General features: G+C 62.1%; 16 protein-coding genes and 1 pseudogene. 10 read left to right on the top strand and 7 right to left on the bottom strand.

Annotated elements, in window-relative coordinates; translation table 11 throughout:
* Positions 1 to 26: 26 nt before the first annotated feature.
* A pseudogene (locus AQ611_RS26595) lies at positions 27 to 1,088 on the top strand (site-specific integrase); the annotation flags it as partial.
* Here AQ611_RS26595 and AQ611_RS26695 read toward each other — a convergent pair.
* On the bottom strand, positions 971 to 1,441 hold the full coding sequence (locus AQ611_RS26695) for an AAA family ATPase (protein WP_425248304.1): 471 nt from the start codon (positions 1,439 to 1,441) through the stop codon (positions 971 to 973). The pseudogene AQ611_RS26595 and the gene AQ611_RS26695 sit on opposite strands and share 118 nt — an antisense overlap.
* Before the next feature lie 138 nt (positions 1,442 to 1,579).
* Positions 1,580 to 1,948: a helix-turn-helix transcriptional regulator gene (locus AQ611_RS03830; RefSeq protein ID WP_180978134.1), complete on the bottom strand. Its 369-nt coding sequence runs from the start codon at positions 1,946 to 1,948 to the stop codon at positions 1,580 to 1,582.
* Between the two features lie 200 nt (positions 1,949 to 2,148).
* Here AQ611_RS03830 and AQ611_RS03825 point away from each other — a divergent pair, with 200 nt between their 5' ends.
* Together AQ611_RS03825 and AQ611_RS24410 are read left to right on the top strand one after the other, a co-directional pair.
* Positions 2,149 to 3,678, top strand: coding sequence for an AAA family ATPase (locus AQ611_RS03825; RefSeq protein WP_069233753.1), 1,530 nt, complete (start codon positions 2,149 to 2,151; stop codon positions 3,676 to 3,678).
* A 1-nt stretch (position 3,679) separates the two neighbouring features.
* Entirely contained in the window at positions 3,680 to 4,897 is a 1,218-nt protein-coding gene (locus tag AQ611_RS24410) for a 5-methylcytosine restriction system specificity protein McrC (protein WP_083237221.1), read from the top strand.
* On the opposite strand, the gene AQ611_RS24405 is transcribed toward AQ611_RS24410, so the two are convergent.
* The gene (locus AQ611_RS24405; protein WP_197517124.1) at positions 4,812 to 6,203 is read right to left on the bottom strand and encodes a DNA-methyltransferase; all 1,392 of its coding nucleotides are present in this window, start codon (positions 6,201 to 6,203) and stop codon (positions 4,812 to 4,814) included. The two genes, AQ611_RS24410 and AQ611_RS24405, sit on opposite strands and share 86 nt — an antisense overlap.
* Positions 6,204 to 6,946: 743 nt before the next feature.
* Between AQ611_RS24405 and AQ611_RS03815 the strand changes: the two genes are divergently transcribed.
* From AQ611_RS03815 to AQ611_RS03785, 7 genes are all read left to right on the top strand, one after another.
* Positions 6,947 to 8,245 carry an HlyC/CorC family transporter gene (locus AQ611_RS03815; protein ID WP_069233751.1) on the top strand — a complete coding sequence of 433 codons (1,299 nt, stop codon included), beginning with the start codon at positions 6,947 to 6,949 and terminating at the stop codon, positions 8,243 to 8,245.
* A gap of 108 nt (positions 8,246 to 8,353) precedes the next feature.
* Positions 8,354 to 9,658, top strand: a complete 1,305-nt coding sequence (locus tag AQ611_RS03810) for a GspE/PulE family protein (RefSeq protein WP_083237220.1) — start codon at positions 8,354 to 8,356, stop codon at positions 9,656 to 9,658.
* A complete protein-coding gene (locus AQ611_RS03805) occupies positions 9,655 to 10,878 on the top strand; it encodes a type II secretion system F family protein (RefSeq protein WP_069233749.1) in 1,224 nt (407 codons plus the stop codon). Before AQ611_RS03810 ends, AQ611_RS03805 begins: the two co-directional genes overlap by 4 nt.
* Positions 10,879 to 10,922: 44 nt before the next feature.
* Positions 10,923 to 11,834, top strand: a complete 912-nt coding sequence (locus AQ611_RS03800) for a prepilin peptidase (protein WP_069235119.1) — start codon at positions 10,923 to 10,925, stop codon at positions 11,832 to 11,834.
* 3 nt (positions 11,835 to 11,837) lie between these two features.
* Entirely contained in the window at positions 11,838 to 12,443 is a 606-nt protein-coding gene (gene coaE, locus AQ611_RS03795) for a dephospho-CoA kinase (protein ID WP_059515793.1), read from the top strand.
* A 166-nt stretch (positions 12,444 to 12,609) separates the two neighbouring features.
* Positions 12,610 to 13,365 (top strand): cell division protein ZapD, encoded by a 756-nt coding sequence (zapD, locus tag AQ611_RS03790; RefSeq protein WP_059515791.1) that lies wholly within the window; start codon positions 12,610 to 12,612, stop codon positions 13,363 to 13,365.
* Positions 13,366 to 13,397: 32 nt separating this feature from the next.
* A complete protein-coding gene (locus AQ611_RS03785) occupies positions 13,398 to 13,601 on the top strand; it encodes a DNA gyrase inhibitor YacG (RefSeq protein ID WP_059515789.1) in 204 nt (67 codons plus the stop codon).
* A gap of 200 nt (positions 13,602 to 13,801) precedes the next feature.
* Here the strand turns inward: AQ611_RS03785 and AQ611_RS03780 are convergent, their stop codons facing one another.
* The 4 genes from AQ611_RS03780 to secA form a co-directional block, all read right to left on the bottom strand.
* Positions 13,802 to 14,248 carry an NUDIX domain-containing protein gene (locus tag AQ611_RS03780; protein WP_059515787.1) on the bottom strand — a complete coding sequence of 149 codons (447 nt, stop codon included), beginning with the start codon at positions 14,246 to 14,248 and terminating at the stop codon, positions 13,802 to 13,804.
* Entirely contained in the window at positions 14,245 to 15,114 is an 870-nt protein-coding gene (locus tag AQ611_RS03775; RefSeq protein ID WP_069233748.1) for an ATP-binding protein, read from the bottom strand. Before AQ611_RS03775 ends, AQ611_RS03780 begins: the two co-directional genes overlap by 4 nt.
* Before the next feature lie 25 nt (positions 15,115 to 15,139).
* The gene (gene argJ, locus AQ611_RS03770) at positions 15,140 to 16,381 is read right to left on the bottom strand and encodes a bifunctional glutamate N-acetyltransferase/amino-acid acetyltransferase ArgJ (protein WP_059515783.1); all 1,242 of its coding nucleotides are present in this window, start codon (positions 16,379 to 16,381) and stop codon (positions 15,140 to 15,142) included.
* Positions 16,382 to 16,605: 224 nt separating this feature from the next.
* Complete coding sequence (secA, locus tag AQ611_RS03765; RefSeq protein ID WP_059515781.1) at positions 16,606 to 19,401, bottom strand: preprotein translocase subunit SecA; 2,796 nt, start codon at positions 19,399 to 19,401, stop codon at positions 16,606 to 16,608.
* Positions 19,402 to 19,461 lie beyond the last annotated feature (60 nt).

Here is a 19,461-nt window from a genome sequence, read left to right as displayed (position 1 = left end):
TTTTCCACTACCGGAGAGACTCCCGCATGGCCAGCATCAACAACCGCAGCCGCTATTTCGTCCACGTCAAAAAGCCTACCGGCCTCGACCGCGACTTCCCCTTCAACCGGGTCAACGACGCCAAGGCGTATTACGCCCAGCTGGTTGCGCAGAAGTACAAGCCGGAACTCGGCCAGTATGAAGACTGCTGGGAGGTCCGTATCCAGCAGAAGGGGCACCCAAATTTCAGCGCCACTGCGCGCTCCCTCGAAGAAGCCAACGACATCGTCGAAACCATCCGGCAGGAACGCAAGAAAGGGCTTTTCCGCGACTACACCAAGGCCCACCAGGTCACGTTCGTCGACCTCATCCGGCGCTACATGGCCGAGGAAGGCCCGAAGCACAAGGGCTGGGCAAAGGTCGAAAAATACAAGTGCAGCGGGTGGCTGGCAGACGTGAAGGGTGACCTGGCGAAACGCGACACGAAGCGCCAAGCGGAAATTGCGGAACATGGACACGCCACCACCGCGCGCGGCGCGATGCGCAAGGCGGCGACGGGCCTCGAATGGATGGAGAAGCCGTTCGCACATGTGCACACCACCGACATCGAGGGCTACGTTCGGGACCGGCTCGAAATCGTGGCCCCGGCCACCGTGGACCGCGAGATTGACGTACTCTCTTCCATCTTCAACGTCGCCATCAAGGTCTGGAAATACAGAGTCGATGAGAATCCGATGACGGGCGTGCGCCGTCCGCGCTATTTCAACGAGCGCGACCGGCGCCTGAAGGCGGGCGAGGAGGCGCGGCTGCTTGCGTCCGCCCGCGAGGAGGACCGGTTGCGCTCGATTGCGTTGCGCACTGAGGCGCTGATGCTCGCTGCTCGCGACGAGGCCGCGCACCTGCCCACCGTCTACCAGAAGAAGGACTACATTAAGACCTCGCTCGCGGCCTGCCGCCGGCAGGCCGAGCAGGATTATGTCCACGTCCCGCTCTATGAGGCGTTCGCCACGTTCCAGCTCATGACCGGCGCGCGGCGCGGCGAATCGCTCGACTTGCCATGGGAATACGTGGATTTCGAGGAGCGCACGGCATACCTTGAGCAAACCAAGAATGGTCGCCCGCGCAAGCTTCCACTGCGCGAGAACCTCGTCGCCATTCTCGAGACGCTGCCACGTGACGACGTGCGCGTGTTTCCGCTCGGCACCAACGCGCTATCGGACGCGTGGAGACGCGTCACCGTTGCCGCAATCGCCATCGCTATAGTCGTCTTGCCCAACCCGGGTGAACCGGCGAGCAGGTGGTACTTGCCAGCGGCGAGCCATCCCGGCCAAAGCCAATCTACTGGCTGCGGTTTCAAGTCCGCCCCGTTCAGCAGCACAACGCCATCGCGCTCCTGCTTTCGTTCTCCCGGCAGTACTTGCCGACAGCCAAATGACGCATCCGTGTTGCTCCCTGCGCTCATGCCCGGGCCCTCCTCGCAGTGGCTCGGGGCAAACGGCCTGTCACGGCCGTGCCGCTTATCAAACGATGTTGAACGTATCGCGTTCGCATGCTAGACAACTCTCCTCGGTAAAAGAACCGTGATGTCTAGGGACGCGTTTTAGCGGATGGCCTTGGCAGCCATTTCGTTCAGTTTCCGGGCATTGCGCGCACGGGCGCGTTGGATTGCGTGAGCGGCCGATGGCGGCGACTGCGAGAAAACCACCGGGTTTGCGATAGCCGGCGACGCCGATGCGACCGCGCCCGGAACGTTCGCAGCCTCACCACTTTCCGTGCTGGCAACAACGAGGCCGAAACGCTGACCCAGCCACTTCTGGATGAGGTCGGCATGCCAGTATGGTCTTCTGCCGATATGTATCGGGGCAGGAATCTGCCCCTCCTTGACAAGATTTTCGATGGTCCGGATAGAGCAACGCAGCAACGCCGCGACATCATGTTTCGTCAGCAGGGGACCGGGATTGACAGACATCAAAGGCTCCATAGTTGAGATTCTCTGTATATCAACCGGAGGTTAGATTTCCACTGATGGCCATTTCGTCGCGGGCTTCAACGCCCCGCGTATTGGCGTGCGAAGCCGCTCGAGGAACTCCGTGCGGACCGGCTCAACTTACATCCAGTTACAATGGCTGCCGTTTGGAACCCTGATATCTAGAAGACCAAGGAATCGCAATGCCATCGGAAAGATACGTCTCTGCTGACGCGCTCAAGCTGGCGCTCGTCTCCTTGCGCGGCACAGCCGACGCCATGTTGAAGGTCTGGTTTACTCTCAAGCAGATGGGGTTTAAGCGCGAAAAGTCCGTGCTCGTCGATACCGGCAATCCAACGGACGCCGTGAATGCCCTGTTCTCATACGGCGCATCCGATACGGCAAAAGAATATTTTGTACCATTTGCCACAACCCGCTCCGATTTGACTATGGGACGTGATGCGCCTAGAACGGGTATCCAGACCAATATCAAGAAGTTCCATGACTCGACAGTCGGCTTTGACCCGAGAGGTTTCCTACGAATCGAACGCGACCCGAGTGGGCCATGGAAGGTATCCGCCCAACCCGGTTACCCACAAGGCCTAGGCATCAACAAGGACGGGTTTGCTAAGGCCGATACACAGCGGGTAGCGATACCTCTGCGCGCCTGGGCAACCTGGTATGGTCGGACAACGCCCGTACCCGGCGACGAACCGGACCCAGTGGCATATCTGGTCAGGGCTATGCTCACGGGACTCGATATCGACGCAGAAGAGCGCGCGGTCATCTTCGTTGATGATGTATCGTTTCAGCCCAGTTTCGAGAACAAGGTCGTTGACGCAGACCAGCTGCGCGCATTAGTTGAGGATGCTGTTTCTGGCAATAGCGAGGCAAGAGAAGACAGGGTTTTCAAGCTGGACGAAAGAACGTACCAGCGGCGTCTTGCGGCCATTCGCACGCGTTCAACCGGGCCGCGATGGATTTCCGGGGAGCCGCGAGACCAGCTGGAAACAGCGGTGAAGATGTCAAAGGCCATCTTGTTGTATGGACCGCCGCGCACCGGAAAAACAAGGGCTGTGACTCAGTTGTTCGGTGAGTCCGCTCCGGTTGTAATCCAGATTCATGACGGATGGGGGTATGAAAACCTGGTCGTCGGTCTGAAATCGGACGGGAAAGGTGGTTTCGCCTGGCAAGAAGGGCCACTTACGAGAGCTATTCGCGCAAACACCAAGGTAATTGTGCTCGAGGAAGCAAACCGGACGCAGCTTTCGCAAGCGTTGGGGGAGGTTTTCTCCTTGCTTGAAGACGCCTATCGAGGCGACCGGTTCTCGATAAGGCTTCGGAACGACACGTCGTTGTCTGTATCGCCCGACACGATTTTCGTCTTCACGATGAACACGCTAGATAACTCCACGGAGGAGGTGGACGATGCGCTGCTCGGTCGGGTCGCAAGTGTTGAATTTCCACCTCGTGTCGAAGACCTACGCGATATGCTGATTCAAAAGCAGCTCCCTGAAAAGAGCATAGACTCCATCGTCGAATTTTTTGCGGGTGTTCAGGAGAAGTATCCACTAGGGCACGGCTATTTTGCCCGACTCAAAAGCGGAGACGATTTCCGTGCGTACTATCTCGCTTTTATACGACCTGTGCTTCAAAAGCATTTTCGACATCGGCCAACGGAGTTGACTGAACTCGACCTGCTCGCGGAAGAACTTCTCTCTCCAGAGGCTTGATATGTTGTGGGATGTTCGCGAATGCGCAACCACCGAAATGCCTGGCTTCAATCTCGAATGGTTACCGAAGGGACTACCGGCGCAAATTCGGCCGTTCTATAGAGGAAACCGTGTAGGCCTTGAGGTGGATACGGTGGTAGGCAGCGTACCTCTCAAGAATGGTGATACCCTGCAACTTCGCCCAAGAGTTGGAAACGCGAATTTTATTCGAATGTTGGTTGAATCGGAGTCGACAAACGCAGCGCAAGGGAGTGTGGACGAAGAACTTGTTGGCTATTCTTTTTCTGAAGACGCATCGCTAGCGAGTCTTGTCGCGAGGCCGTTTGTCAGAAGTTTGCTGGCAGTGGATTCCGGAAGTGTGCGCTTTGCGTGGCAGAGGCGGCGCGAAGTCGCGGAAGTTGCGGGTGGGGAACTCGATGTTCTCTCAACAGCAATCAGATTGGCACAGAATAATGAAAGGCCCTTTGTATTCGCTCGAAGAACGCGGACTACCGATGTGCCGGAGAACGTGGTATTAGCAGCGGCCGCTCACAACGTTCTGCGGCGGCATTCCCGATTGCTGAGTCGAGAAGACCGGCAATTTCTGTTTGATTTCTCGCGTAAATTTGGTTCCGGCACCCTGACCGGTGAAACGCTCGAACATGTAAGAGTGCGCCTTTTGTCGGGCCAATACGACGGCGCACGAGGTTATTATGCAGGGGCACTTCGTCTTGCTCTTATTCTGCTTGGCGAGTCAGGTTTCAAACAAGGAGCAGTTGAGGAAGTGCGGGCGGAGCCCGTATTATTCAATTCGGCTACTATCTTCGAAGCCTACGTTCGACAACAGCTGAAGCTCGGCTATCAAACTAGAGGTCTGAGCGTTCGAAAAGGTTTTTTTCCACCAATGTCCCTCTTCAAAGAAGGAAGTTTGGTGCTCGACCCTGACATCGTTGTATCAAAGGATGAAAAGCTCCTTCTGGTGGGCGACGTCAAGTACAAGACGGACGGGTTGTCGGCGGCGGACTATTACCAGGCACATGTATATTCGCGCCGCGCTTCTCAACAATTCTTCGTCTTTTTTTGCACTGATGAACACGCCACCCGCGTTCAAGCCTCGCGTCGAAAATCGTTCCTCGATGTCGAGGTTTTCGAAATTAAGCTACCGCTCGCACACCTTCAAACTGCAACAGGGGCGCTACGCAATCTTGAGCAATTGGTTCCAGAGTTTCGTCCTCAATAAGCTTGCCTTCTGACGCGGCTTCTAGCCGGCGCCGTGCGACTGAGAGATACGTCTCACTTATGTCGAATCCGAGAAACTTTCGCCCCAATGCGAGTGCGGCCACACCTGCGGTTCCCGCGCCACAAAATGGGTCGAATACGTAATCGTTCGCCTCAGTCGACACAGCGATGCATCTGCCGGGGAGCGACAAGGGAAACTGAGCCCCATGTCCATCTCGCCCGGATGACGTCGGAAGTATCCAACTATCCGAAAGCTTGTTCGGCTCCCAAACAGGATTACGTCCGCCCAATTTTGGTGATGTAGTCCGAAAGGCTTCTTTCGCAAAAAATGGCGTGCGCTGTCGGGCGATGTGTAGGACGTATTCGACATTACGGCTCACTCTCGATTCCTGAGGCTCTGGCAACGAGCTCGTCTTTGCCCAACTAATTACGCTCTTAACATACAGGCCCATACGGCTTACGCGCTGCGCAATCGAGAATGGAATCAGACATTGCTCCCCGTCTTTCAGGAAGGAGTGCCCTGCGCTATAGCGACGACATTCGTAATCCTTCCAGCCACGAGTCTCTTTGCCTTGCATTGCCCGTAATGCTTCTGCCGCGTTTTCCCGGACTTGTGTCCGTGTATTAAACGTGTCCATGACGTTCCACCAGATGGACCCATCATCAGTTAGAACCTTGGACAATGCGAGAATCATTTCAGCCGAGTGCCGAACAAATCCTTCCGGCGTCTGCTCCATCCCATATGCACAATACTCCCCGTCTGCCCATTGAACTCGCTGCATGTCTTCGTACAGACGCATAGCCCAGTAAGGCGTGGATGTAACGATGCATCGAATGCTCGCTGGACTAATTGAGTTGACGAGTTGTAGCGCGTTTCCTTGGCAAAGACGATATTGCGCGCCCTCGTCGGTCCGACCAACCTCATGCGCGACAACCGGCGAAAGACTCACGAGTCGCTCGAGGTACGGCAGAATCTTGCTTCGAGGGATGAAAGTTTCGCTAAAGGCGTCCTGGTCCAGTAGAGCAATGACGTCCGCACGTGAGAGCTCGCGCTTCCTTCCAACCACCTTTCTGATGAAGCTTTCGGACATCCCCACTGCCGGCGCAACCACGTCCACAGCATAGCGGCCGACTGTGTCGGATGCTCCTGTACGGTCCAACGACGCGACGGGTGTTTCGGGCTTGATATCTCGGTATGGCTTATCTGTCGGTAAGGCAGTAGACCGCAGCGAATGCATACCGGCCTTCACGGTCTTCTTCTGTGTTCCGGCGTTCTTCTGTGTTCCGGCTTTCGTTCTGCTGGACATATTTTCAGTAAATCGATAATTGACGTTGGGAAGAATTGCTAGCCCTATTCCCGGGTGCGGGCGTGTGACCCCGCAGGCTGACGACCACTGTCCAAGGGAAGCACTTCCTGTTTTGGAAACTGCTGCACGTCAAGGTATTCCCGTATCAGACGGGCAATGAGCGTACTTTTCTTGAACCCATGCTCGTCGCAGTACGCGTCTAGTCGCGCGAATTCACTTGAAGATAAAAGAACCGTAACCTTGGACATAAGCCTTACTTCTGCGCAAAAGTGCGCACTTGTGCGTCATGGTGCGATGTTACGGCAGCGCCAACGCCGAATCAAGGCTTCATGGCTGCGACGCGGCGTCAGCGACAATGACCTTCCTTGACCCGTCTGCTTCCGGACTCTGCGTGAAATCTGCGTTAGGGCGCAAGAAATTCGTCATCTGCGCAGTGAAGCGAAAGCACGCGAAACCGAGCGTAAGTTGTTGTTTTTAAAAGAAGTCGCTATACTAATAAATCTCGTATAGAGGGCCGGATTGGCGTTCGGGACGTAGAGGCCGGAGGTTCGAATCCTCTCACCCCGACCAGATTTTGAAAAAACCGCGCATGAAATGCGCGGTTTTTTTTCGCCGTTCCGGATGTCGCCGGCCGGTTCGTCGCCGGCTGCCGCGCAAAACCGGCGCCGTGCGCCCCCGCCAAATCGCGCGCGCCCCTCTGCTATAGTCTTCCCCATTCCTGTTCATTCACCGACTTTCCACGCGTGGACCAAATTCCCTTATGGGCGCAAATCGGCGCCGTCCTCCTGCTTCTTCTCTGCTCCAGCTTCTTCTCCATTTCCGAAACCGCGATGATGGCGCTCAACCGTCATCGGCTCAAACACCTCGCGGCCCAAGGCGCGCTCGGCGCGAAGACAACGCAAGGGCTGCTTGCGCGAACCGATCAACTCCTCAGCGTGGTTCTGATCGGCAACAATCTGTTCAACACGATCATCCCGGTATTGACGACGTCGATCGCGCTACGCACGTTCGGCCATGACAACCTTGTGCTGTCGATCGCGACGGGGATCGTCGCGTTCCTCATCATCGTGTTCGCCGAGATCACGCCGAAAATCGTCGGCGCGACGTTCCCCGAGCGGATCGCATTGCCCGCCAGCATCGTCATCGCACCGCTGATGCGGGTGCTGATGCCGCTCGTGTGGTTCGTCAACGCGTTGTCCGGCACCATCCTCGCCACGTTGCGCATCAACACGAAGGCAGGCCGCGACCAGCGGCTGTCGGCAGAGGAACTGCGCACGCTCGTGCTCGAATCCGCGAGTTTCATGCCGACCAAGCACCGCAGCATCCTGCTCAACCTGTTCGATCTGGAAAACATCACCGTAGACGACGTGATGATTCCGCGCCGCCAGATCGAAGCGCTGAACATCCTCGCGCCGCTCGACGACGTGCTGCACCAGCTCGAGACCTGCTACCACAACCGGCTCGTGGTCTACGAAGGGGATATCGAGCGTGTGCTCGGCGTGCTGCACGTGCGCAAGACGCTCGCCGCGCTTCACAACCAGGATTTCGATCGCGCGACGCTGCGCGAGCTGCTCACCGAGCCGTACTATGTGCCGTCCGGCACGCCCGTCTACCAGCAATTGCAGTACTTCCAGGAAAGCCGCCAGCGCACGGCGCTCGTCGTCAACGAGTACGGCGAACTCGAAGGGCTCGTCACGCCGGAGGACATCATCGAAGAGCTGATCGGCGAATTCACGACGACGATGCCGAAAAGCGAAGGCTCGAAGGGCGGCTGGGACGAAAACGGCGAATGCATCGTCGCCGGCAGCATGCCGTTGCGCGAGCTGAACCGCTGGCTCCACCTGGATCTGCCGACGACAGGCCCGAAAACGCTTAACGGGCTGATTCTCGAAGTGCTCGAGGAAATTCCGGAAGGCGACGTCTGCTTGAAGATCGGCGACGTGATGATTGAAGTGATGCGCAGCGACGATCAGGGCGTGCGCACGGTCAAACTGTTCCAGCCACGCATGTCGCGCGGCCCAGCGCGCACACGGGGCCTGTAACGCGCCCCGTCGTCCCGGCTTTGGCCGAACGGCCGACTGGTCACCTGATACGCGCCACGCGATGATTCTCTCATCGCGTCGAACAGGCGGCCTTTGGGGCCGGAGCCAATGTCTGTCACGTCTTCTCCTTTCTTTTCCGCATGGCCGGAGCGCGCGGCGCCGGCATCGCCACCGTATGTGGCGGCCTCTTCCGCCGCGCCCCCCGCCCCTTCCCAGCCGCGCGCCGCGAGATTCGACGATGACGCACCAGCCATTGGCGCCGTCGCCGATATGCTGCGCACGGCGCACGAGCGCAACGCGTCGGACATCCATGTCGAGCCCTGTGAATCGGGCTGGCGTGTGCGGCTGCGCATCGACGGCGTGCTGCATGAGCTCGCTCGGCCGCCTGCCCATCTGCGCGATGCGTGCGTGACGCGGATCAAGGTGCTCGCGCGAATGGATATCGCCGAGCGCCGCGTGCCACAGGATGGCCGGCTGCGGCTCGCGCCGGCGCCGGGGCTCAGCTGCGACTACCGGGTCAGTTCATTGCCGACGCTGCATGGCGAAAAGCTCGTGCTGCGCCGTCTGGAAACACTGCCCGCCGCGCTGTCGCTCGCCGCGCTCGGCTTCGATAGGGCCCAGGCGCGCACCGTCGAAGCAGCGATCCGGGCGCCGCATGGCCTCATTCTGGTGACCGGGCCCACCGGTAGCGGCAAAACGTTGTCGCTGTATTGCTTCCTTCAGCAATTGAACGACGCATCGCGCAATATCTGCACGGTCGAGGACCCGGCCGAGATCGAACTCGATGGCATCAATCAGGTGGGAGTGCGGGAAAAGGCGGGCCTGACGTTTGCGGTCGCGCTGCGCGCGTTCCTTCGCCAAGATCCCGACGTGATCATGGTCGGCGAGATTCGCGATGCGCAAACCGCCGATGTCGCGCTCAAAGCCGCGCAAACGGGCCATCTGGTGTTATCGACACTGCATACGAACGATGCGCCGGCAGCGGTCACGAGGCTGCTCGACATCGGTGTCGCACCATACAATCTCGCCGCTGCGTTGAGACTCGTGACCGCGCAACGGCTGGTGAGACGCCTCTGCGCCGCGTGCCGCGCGCCCTCCGATACGTCGCGCGACGCGCTTCGCGCAGCCGGCATCGCCGCGGCGTCGCTCGATGCCGGTTGGCGGCCGTATATCGCGAGAGGCTGCGCCGAGTGCCACGGCATCGGCTACAAGGGGCGCGTGGGCATCCATCAGGTGATGCCGCTGTCAGCCGAGCAACGCGATTTGATCGTCGCTCGCGCAAGCGGCGCCGAGCTTACGCGCCAAGCGCGTTCCGAAGGCATGGCGAGCTTGCGCGAAGCCGCGCTCATCCGCGTGCGCGACGGCTCCACAAGCTTGAGCGAAGCGCTTGATGCAACCGAGGCCTCCGGATGAATACGCGCCGTTCTGCGCCGAGCGAAGCCCGTTATCGCTGGGTAGGCGTAACGGCGGACGGCGCACGCCGACGCGGCGTGCTGATTGCCGCCGATTCGGCCGCCGCGCGCACGGTGCTCAAACGCACCGGCATTACCGTGCTGCACCTCGAAGCCTGCGGGACGGCACCGCCCCCGGCAGTGCGCGCGCACGAGATCACGCGCTTCACGCGCCAGCTCGCAGGACTCCTGCACGCCGGGCTGGCACTCGCACCGTCACTCGAATTGCTGGCGCGCACGAACGCGTCGCGGCAACGCAATGCGATACCTCGCATCGCAGCGGGGTTGGCGCGCGAGATCGTCGCAGGGCGGCAATTCTCGGCCGCATTGAGCCGCTATCCGCGTCCGTTCGATCCGCTCTTGCGCCAGCTCGTCGCGGTCGGCGAGGCGGCGGGCGCGCTCGCCGCCGTACTCGCACGGATCGCCGACGACCGCGAACGCGCCGCCGCCCAATATGCGCGAGTCAGAGGGGCGCTCGCCTATCCGGTCGCCGTGCTGCTGTTCGCGCTCGCGCTGACTGCGGCGCTGCTGATCTGGGTCGTACCGACCTTTGAGCAGATTTTCTCCGGTTTCGGCGCCGCCCTGCCCGCACCGACCCGCTTCATCCTGGCGCTATCGGCCGGCGTGACACGCATGAGTGTGCCGGTCGGCATCGCCATAGCGCTCGTCTGCGTCGCAATGCGTCACGCCGCGCGCCGCTCCGAAACCGTGCGCGTCGCACTCGCACAAGCGCTACTGCGCATGCCGCTTGCCGGGCCGCTGCTGCGCACGCTCGCCGCCGCCCGCTGGAGCCGCGCACTCGGCACGCTGCTCGCCGCCGGCACGCCGCTTACCGATGCGCTCACCGCTTTGTCGCATGTAAGCGGCAATGTGCTCTTCGATCGCGCAACAACCGGAATCGCCGCGCGCCTGCAGCGCGGCGAACGGCTCGCCCAGGCAATGCGAGCCGAAGGCTGTTTCCCCGACGACGTCGTGCAACCGATCTCTGTCGCCGAAGAATCCGGCACGCTCGACACGATGTTGCTCGATATCGCGACACTCTGCGACCGGCGGATCGACGACCAGATCGGCATGATCGCGCACCTGTGCGAACCGGTTGTGATCGTCGTGCTGGGCGCGCTCATCGGCGCACTGGTGATCGCGATGTATCTGCCGATCGTTCAGCTCGGTAACGTGGTGTAGCATCGCAGCCGAATCCGACTCCATTAGCCATGACGACCACCTTGATCACGTCCAACCCGCTTCTTCCCGATCCGGCAACGCAAGCGCCCTTCGGGTTGCTCTCCACATTCGCGGCGCTCCCGTCGGGCGCGCAGTATGCGTTCGCGATCGTGTTCGGTCTTGTCGTCGGCAGCTTCGTCAACGTGGTCGCGCACCGGCTGCCGATCATGATGAAACGCGCGTGGCTCGCGGAAATCGCCGAAGCAACGGGCGAGCCGCCCGCCGCCGACGGCCTGCCGCCGCGCTACAACCTGTGCGTGCCGCGCAGCGCCTGCCCAAGCTGCGGCCATGTGCTGCGCGCGTGGGAAAACATCCCGCTGCTCAGCTATATCGTGCTGCGCGGCCGCTGCAGCCGCTGCCAGACGGCCATCGGCCTGCGCTATCCGCTGGTGGAACTTGCGGCCGCCGCGCTCGCGGCCGCCGCGCTCGCCCTTTTCGGGCCCAGCGGCGCGGCGCTCGCCGCATTCGGCCTGTGCACGGCGCTGCTCGCGATGAGCGCGATCGACATGCAAACCGGCTTCCTGCCCGATTCGTTGACGCTGCCGCTTCTTTGGGCCGGCCTGTGCGTCAATCTTTGGGGAACGTTCACCAGCCTGCGCGCCGCTGTCATTGGCGCGATCGCGGGCTATCTGTTCCTTTGGTGCGTTCTGTGGCTCTTCAAACTGTTGCGCGGCATCGAAGGCATCGGCTACGGCGATCTGAAGCTCCTTGCCGCGCTCGGCGCGTGGCTCGGCTGGGAAGCGCTGCCACAAGTCGTATTGATCGCCGCCGTGGCCGGCGCAACGGTCGGCATCGTCGCGACTTGGCGCGGCCGCATGCGATTCGAGGAGCCACTGCCATTCGGCCCGTTTCTTGCGGTCGGCGGGGCCGCCACGCTTTTTTACGGAACGCCGTTCTACTTGCTGCTTGGAGGTTGACCTATGTTCTCGGTGGGATTGACGGGTGGAATCGGCAGCGGCAAGACAACGGTCGCAAATCTGCTCGGCTCGCTCGGCGCATCGATCGTCGACACTGACCTCATCGCGCACCGCATCACCGCTGCGCACGGCCCCGCGATGCCGCTCATCGCGCGCGAGTTCGGCGCGGCGTTCGTCGCCGCCGACGGCTCGCTCGACCGCGCGAAAATGCGCACGCTGGTCTTCAGCGACGAAGGGGCGCGCAAGCGCCTCGAAGCGATCACGCATCCGCTGATTCGCGACGAAACCGAACGCGAGGCAAACGCGGCGCAAGGCGCTTACGTCGTGCTCGTCGTACCGCTGCTCGTCGAATCCGGCACATGGAAAGCACGCGTGGACCGCGTGCTTGTGGTCGACTGCGCAGTGGACACGCAAATCGCACGCGTGATGCGCCGCAACGGCTTCACACGCGAGCAGGTCGAGGCGATCATCGCGCGGCAGGCGTCGCGCAGCGCCAGGCTGGCTGCGGCCGACGACGTGATCGTCAACGACCACGCGTCGCATCGGCAACTCGAAGCCGAAGTCGCCGCGCTGCACCAACGCTATCTCGGCTGCGCCGCCGCCCGCTGACGCACAGCCAACATGCGCCGGCGGCGGGCGGCGCCCCGCGCCACGGGCGCCGCCACGAACGCCCCCATTGTCATGCGTCCCGCAATGGTCCGATTGCTAGGGTAGACCGCGAGCATTAGAATGTCCCTGCAATTTCGGTCATCCCCAACGCGAGAGGCGAGCGCGCTTGATTCTTTACGAGTATCCGTTCAACGAGCGAATCCGCACGCTACTGCGTCTCGAAGATCTGTTCGAGCGCTTTACGTTTTTTGTCGCCCAGGAAGACGCGAGAGAACATCATGTCGCGCTGACGACGCTGTTCGAGATCGCCGAAGTCGCGGGCCGCGCGGATCTGAAATCGGATCTGATGAAGGAGCTTGAGCGCCAGCGGCAAACGCTCGCGCCATTTCGCGGCAATCCCGGTATCGAACAGAATGCGCTCGAAGCGGTGCTCGGCGAGATCGAGCAGACGCTTGCGAACCTTGCGCAAATGCAAGGCAAGACCGGCCAGCATCTGATCGACAACGAATGGCTCGCGAGCATCCGCAGCCGCGCCGTGATCCCGGGCGGCACCTGCAAATTCGACCTGCCGTCTTACTACGCGTGGCAGCAGTGGCCGTCCGAGCAACGCCGCCAGGACATCGCGAAATGGGCGATGCCGCTGCTGCCGCTGCGGGACGCCGCGACGATCGTGCTGCGCCTCGCCCGTGAATCAGGACAGGCGGCGAAGGTCATGGCGATGCAGGGCAGCTATCAGCAGATGCTGTCCGGGCGCACCTATCAGCTCATGCAAGTGCGCGTCGCCCCTGAACTGCGCGTGATCCCCGAAGCGAGCGCGAACAAATACATGCTGTGGGTGCGCTTCACCACGCAGGACGGCGACGTCCGGCCGCGCGCGGTCGATATCAACGTGCCGTTTCAACTCACCCTTTGCAACCTGTAACGGCGCGTCGCGCCGCAATGTGATCTGCTGCTATGGTTACCGCCGTGAAATGCCCGTCCTGCGGCAAGGAAGTGCGCTGGACGCCCGAGAATCGCTTCCGTCCCTTCTGTTCATCCCGTTGCAAGCAATTGGACCTCGGCGCATGGGCGGCCGAGAAATACCGGATCGGCGGCGCCGATAACGAAGCGCTGTCGGACGACGACGCAGACGGCGAGGAGAAGGGAACCCGCGGGTAAATCCACCGACCCCAGAAAAACTGCGCATGAGCGAACCGGCATCGCTTGCGCCGGCGAATCGATCTGGCAGCCCGGCCTGTCGACGGCCCGAGACGGCCCGACGCTCACCGCCGTCCTCTGTCGAGCCGACGGCCAAGCGCGCGACCCATTGCGCGTGATAAGCCGCCCTCCGGCGGACCGAAAACCGTGCGCGCTGCTTACTACCGCGCGCCCCCCTGCTCCTGCGCGAGCAGTTCGAGCACGGGCAGCGCGGCCGGCAGCAACGGCGCCACGCCGACGGGCAGGCGCTGCCAGACAAACGCTTGGCCTTCGCGACTATGCGGCTCGCCCGTCCAACCCGTCACCTTGCAGAAATACAGCCGCACGTAGGCGTGCGGGTAGTCGTGTTCGAGCGTATGCCAGCGATGACAATCGGTCACGACGATGCCGAGTTCCTCGTGCAACTCCCGGGCGAGCGCCTCCTCGACGCTCTCGCCCGCCTCGAGCTTGCCGCCCGGAAACTCCCAATAGCCCTCGTAAGGCTTGCCGGGCAGACGTTGCGCGAGCAGATAACGGCCGTCCGGCTGCACCAGCACGCCGACCGCCACCTCGGTCACCTTGCGCGAGGCGCCCGTGCGCGCCGCGTCGTTCGATACATCCAAACTCATACGTTCTCCTTGCGGCCCGCGCGATCGCGCGCAAATTGCCATGCGACGCGGCCGGAGCGCGACCCGCGCTCGAGCGCCCAGACGAGCGCATCGCCGCGCGCCGCGTCGATCTCGGCGTCATCGCAGCCGAAATGCTTGAGCCAGTGGCCGACGATCGCCAGGTAATCATCCTGCTTGAACGGGTAAAAACTGACCCAGAGGCCGAAACGCTCGGATAACGAAATTTTTTCCTCGACCACCTCGCCCGGATGAATCTCGCCGTCGGGCAGATGTTTGTACGTTTCGTTGTCGCTCATATACTCCGGCAGCAGGTGCCGGCGGTTCGACGTCGCATAGATCAGCACGTTGTCGGACTGTGCGGCAATCGAGCCGTCGAGCGCGACCTTGAGCGCCTTGTAGCCCGACTCGCCGTCCTCGAACGAAAGATCGTCGCAAAACACGATGAAGCGCTCCGGCCGCGCCGAAATCAGCTCGACGATATCGCCGAGATCGTGCAGATCGTCCTTGTCGACTTCGATGAGACGCAATCCGTCGGCCGCGAAAGCGTTCAGACAAGCCTTGATCAGCGACGACTTGCCGGTGCCGCGCGCGCCCGTCAGCAGCACGTTGTTCGCCGGTTTGCGCAGAACGAACTGGCGCGTGTTCTGCTCGATCAGCGCTTTCTGGCGATCGATGTTCTGCAAATCGCCGAGCGTGATCGGCGAGCGCGCAGCGACGGGCTGCAGATAGCCGCGCCCCTGGCGCTTGCGCCAACGGAACGCGGACGCGGACGCCCAGTCGATCGCCGCGGGCGGCGGCGGCAGCAGCGCTTCGAGGCGCCCGAGCAGCGCTTCGGCGCGATTCAGGAATTGTTCGAGCTGGTCCATGAGGCTCGCCCCGTGTGCGTGTCGTTTATGAACGATAGTCGGCGTTGATGCTCACGTATTCGTGCGACAAATCGCAGGTCCAGACTGTGGCCTGCGCGTCGCCGCGGCCGAGCAGCACGCGGATCGTAATCTCGCTTTGCTTCATCACGCGCTGGCCTTCCTCTTCCAGATACGCGGGATTGCGGCCTCCCGCATGCGCGACCAGCACGTCGTCGAGATACAGATCGATCTTGCCGACATCGAGGTCCGCGACGCCGGCATAGCCGATCGCGGCGAGAATACGTCCGAGATTCGGGTCCGATGCGTAGAACGCGGTCTTCACGAGCGGCGAATGGCCGATCGCATACGCGATCCGGCGGCACTCGTCGGCGCTGCGGCCGCCCTCGACCTGCACCGTGATGAATTTCGTCGCGCCTTCGCCATCGCGAACGATCAATTGCGCAAGCGTCTGCGCGAGTTCGGTGACCGCGTCGCGCAGCGCCGCATACGCGGGCGAGTCGATCGACGTGATCTCGGGCAGGCTCGCCCGGCCGGATGCGATCAGGATGAACGAATCGTTGGTCGACGTATCGCCGTCGATCGTGATGCAGTTGAACGAGCGGTCCGCCACTTCCTTCACCAGCACGTCGAGCACCGGCTGCGCAACTTTCGCGTCGAACGCGAGAAAGCCGAGCATCGTCGCCATGTTCGGCTTGATCATGCCGGCCCCCTTGCTGATGCCCGTCAGCGTGACCGTATGGCCCTCGATCGTCACTTGGCGCGATGCGGCCTTCGGCTGCGTGTCGGTCGTCATGATCGACTGCGCGGCTTCGAGCCAGTGCGCGCCCGCACGATTCGCGAGCGCGGCGGGCAAGCCCGCCTTCAGTCGGTCGAGCGGCAGCGGCTCGAGAATCACGCCGGTCGAGAACGGCAACACCTGGTCCGCGTGGATTCCGATCAGATGCGCCAGCGCCGCGCAGGTTTCGCGCGCGTGCATCAGGCCCGGCTCGCCCGTGCCCGCGTTCGCCACGCCGGTATTGACGACGAGCGCGCGAATCCCGGCGCCGCCCGCCCGCGCCTTCGCGAGATGCTCGCGGCACACCGTGACGGGCGCGGCGCAGAAGCGGTTTTCGGTAAACACGCCCGAGACGCTCGCGCCTTCGTCGACGCAGACGACGAGCACGTCCTTGCGGTTCGGTTTGCGAATGTGCGCCTCCGCCCAACCGAGCGTGACGCCGGCGACGGGATGCAATTGCGCGGAATCGATCGACGGAAAATTGACAGCCATCTGAAGCACCTGCACCGAAGGAAAATGCCGGCACGCACGCCGGCATTGATGGATTGAAGAACGAGCGTCCGCTTACGCGCCGCCCACACCATGACCGCAAAAAACGCTATCGCACAGACGACGCGGCGCGCTCATCGCGCGCCGCCTTCGATCGGCACCTCGCCGCCGCGCGCACCGGCCACCCTTTCAGGCGGCGGCGCTCGACGCAACGCCGGGCCTGCCCATCACGTCAGTTTGCCGTGACAATGCTTGTACTTCTTGCCGCTGCCGCACGGACACGGATCGTTGCGGCCGACTCTCGGCACTTCGCCTGCCTGCCCGCCGTGACTCGCCGCATGGCCGGCCATATCGGCCGCCGCTTCCGCCACCGCCGCGCCTGCTGCCGTGGCCGTAGCAGCCGCGGTGAAATCGGCATGCTGATATTCGACGTGATCTAGATGGCCTCCGCCCTGCTCCTCGATCTGCTCGGCCGCCTCCTCGAGCTGCTCGGGCGACTGGATTTGCACGTTCATCACGATCCGCGTGACTTCGAGCTTGATCGCATCGAGCATCGCGGCGAACAGCTCGAATGCTTCGCGCTTGTATTCCTGCTTCGGGTTCTTTTGCGCATAGCCGCGCAAATGGATCCCCTGGCGCAGATGATCGAGCGCGGCGAGATGCTCGCGCCATAGGCGATCGAGCGTTTGCAGCATGATCGAGCGCTCGAACGCGTTGAACGACTCACGGCCGACGAGAGCGACCTTCGCCTCGTAATGTTCGTCGGCTGCCGTCGTGACAGCGTCGAGGATCTCGTCGGCGCTGATCGACGACGACTCGTTCACCATTTCCTGGATCGCGAGATCGAGCTGCCAGTCCTGGCGCAGCGCCTCTTCAAGCTCGGGAACGTCCCACTGCTCTTCGATGCTGCCTGCCGGCACGAACTGCCGGACCACATCGGCGATCACCCCATGACGCATCGCGCCGATCGTCTCGGCGATGTCGTGCGCCTCGAGCAGTTCGTTGCGCTGCTGGTAGATCACCTTGCGCTGATCGTTCGCGACGTCGTCGTATTCGAGCAGTTGCTTGCGAATATCGAAGTTGCGCGCTTCCACCTTGCGCTGCGCCGATTCGATCGAGCGCGTGACGATGCCCGCTTCGATCGCCTCGCCCTCCGGCATCTTCAGGCGGTCCATGATCGCGCGCACGCGGTCGCCCGCGAAGATGCGCAGCAGCGGGTCCTCGAGCGACAAGTAGAAGCGCGAGGAGCCCGGATCGCCCTGACGGCCCGCGCGGCCGCGCAACTGGTTGTCGATACGGCGCGACTCGTGCCGCTCGGTGCCGATGATGTGCAGGCCGCCCGCCGCCTTGACCTGCTCGTGCAGCGTCTCCCACTCGTCGTGGAGTTGCTGGATGCGGCGTGCCTTCTCGTCGGCCGGGATCGTGTCGTCGGCCTCGATGAACGCCGCCTGCTTCTCGGCGTTGCCGCCAAGCACGATGTCGGTGCCGCGGCCTGCCATGTTCGTCGCGATCGTGATGCGCTTCGGCCGCCCGGCCTCGGCGACGATCGCCGCCTCGCGCTCGTGCTGCTTCGCGTTGAGCACCTCGTGCGGCAACCCCGCCTGCTTGAGCAGATGCGACAGCAGCTCCGAATTCTCGATCGACGTGGTGCCCACCAGCACCGGCTGGCCGCGCTCGTAGCATTCGCGGATGTCGCGGATCACCGCGTCGTAGCGCTCTTTCGCGGATTTGTAGATCTGATCCTGCTTGTCGATACGCTTCGGCGGCCGGTTGGTCGGGATCACGACCGTCTCGAGACCGTAGATCTCGTTGAATTCGTAGGCTTCGGTGTCCGCGGTGCCGGTCATCCCCGACAGCTTCGCGTACATCCGGAAATAGTTCTGGAACGTGATCGACGCGAGCGTCTGGTTTTCGCTCTGAATCTTCACGTGCTCCTTCGCCTCGACCGCCTGGTGCAGTCCGTCGGACCAGCGGCGGCCCGGCATCAAACGGCCCGTGAATTCGTCGACGATGATCACCTCGCCGTTCTGCACGACGTAATGCTGATCGCGATGGAACAGCGTATGCGCGCGCAGCGCCGCGTACACGTGGTGCATCAGCGTGATGTTCTGCGGCGCATAGAGGCTTTCGCCATCGCCGATCAGACCCCACTCGGCGAGCATCCGCTCGGCCTTCTCGTGCCCCGATTCGGTCAGGAACACCTGGCGGCCCTTTTCGTCGAGCGTATAGTCGCCCGGCTTCTCGATGCCCGTACCGTCCGCCTTCTCCTCGCCGATCTGACGCTCGAGCAGCGGCGGCAGCGCGTTCATCCGCACGTACAGCTCGGTGTGGTCCTCCGCCTGGCCCGAGATGATGAGCGGCGTGCGCGCCTCATCGATCAGGATCGAGTCGACTTCGTCGACCACCGCGAAGTTGAGCGGCCGCTGCACGCGCGCGCCGGTCTCGTAGACCATGTTGTCGCGCAGGTAATCGAAGCCGAATTCGTTGTTCGTGCCGTACGTGATGTCGGCCGCGTATGCCGCCTGCTTCTGATCGTGCTCCATCCCCGACAGATTGATGCCGACGGACAGCCCGAGGAAATTGTAGAGCCGGCCCATCCACTCGGCGTCACGCTGCGCGAGGTAATCGTTGACCGTCACGACGTGCACGCCGCGGCCGGCAAGCGCATTCAGATAGGCGGCAAGCGTCGCGACGAGCGTCTTGCCCTCGCCCGTGCGCATTTCGGCGATCTTGCCGTAGTGCAGCACCATCCCGCCGATCAATTGCACGTCGAAGTGGCGCATTTTCAGCACGCGGCGGCTCGCCTCGCGGCACACGGCAAACGCTTCGGGCAACAGTTTATCGAGCGTCTCGCCGCCCGCGATGCGCTGACGGAACTCCTCTGTCTTGCCGCGCAACTGGTCGTCCGTCAGCTTCTCGATCTGCGTTTCGAGCGCATTGATCGCCGCGACGGTCTTTTGGTATTGCTTGACGAGCCGCTGGTTGCGGCTGCCAAAAATTTTCTGGAGAAAACCGGTTGTCATCGGATCGGGTTTGCGTCGGTGCAAGGCCCCGGAGCTGTGAACGACGTCGTCCCGGCACCT

The organism is Burkholderia singularis, from assembly GCF_001718875.1.
GTDB lineage: Bacteria > Pseudomonadota > Gammaproteobacteria > Burkholderiales > Burkholderiaceae > Burkholderia > Burkholderia singularis.
The sequence above is the reverse complement of the archived record's forward strand: the minus strand, read 5'-3'. Positions and strand labels throughout refer to the sequence as shown.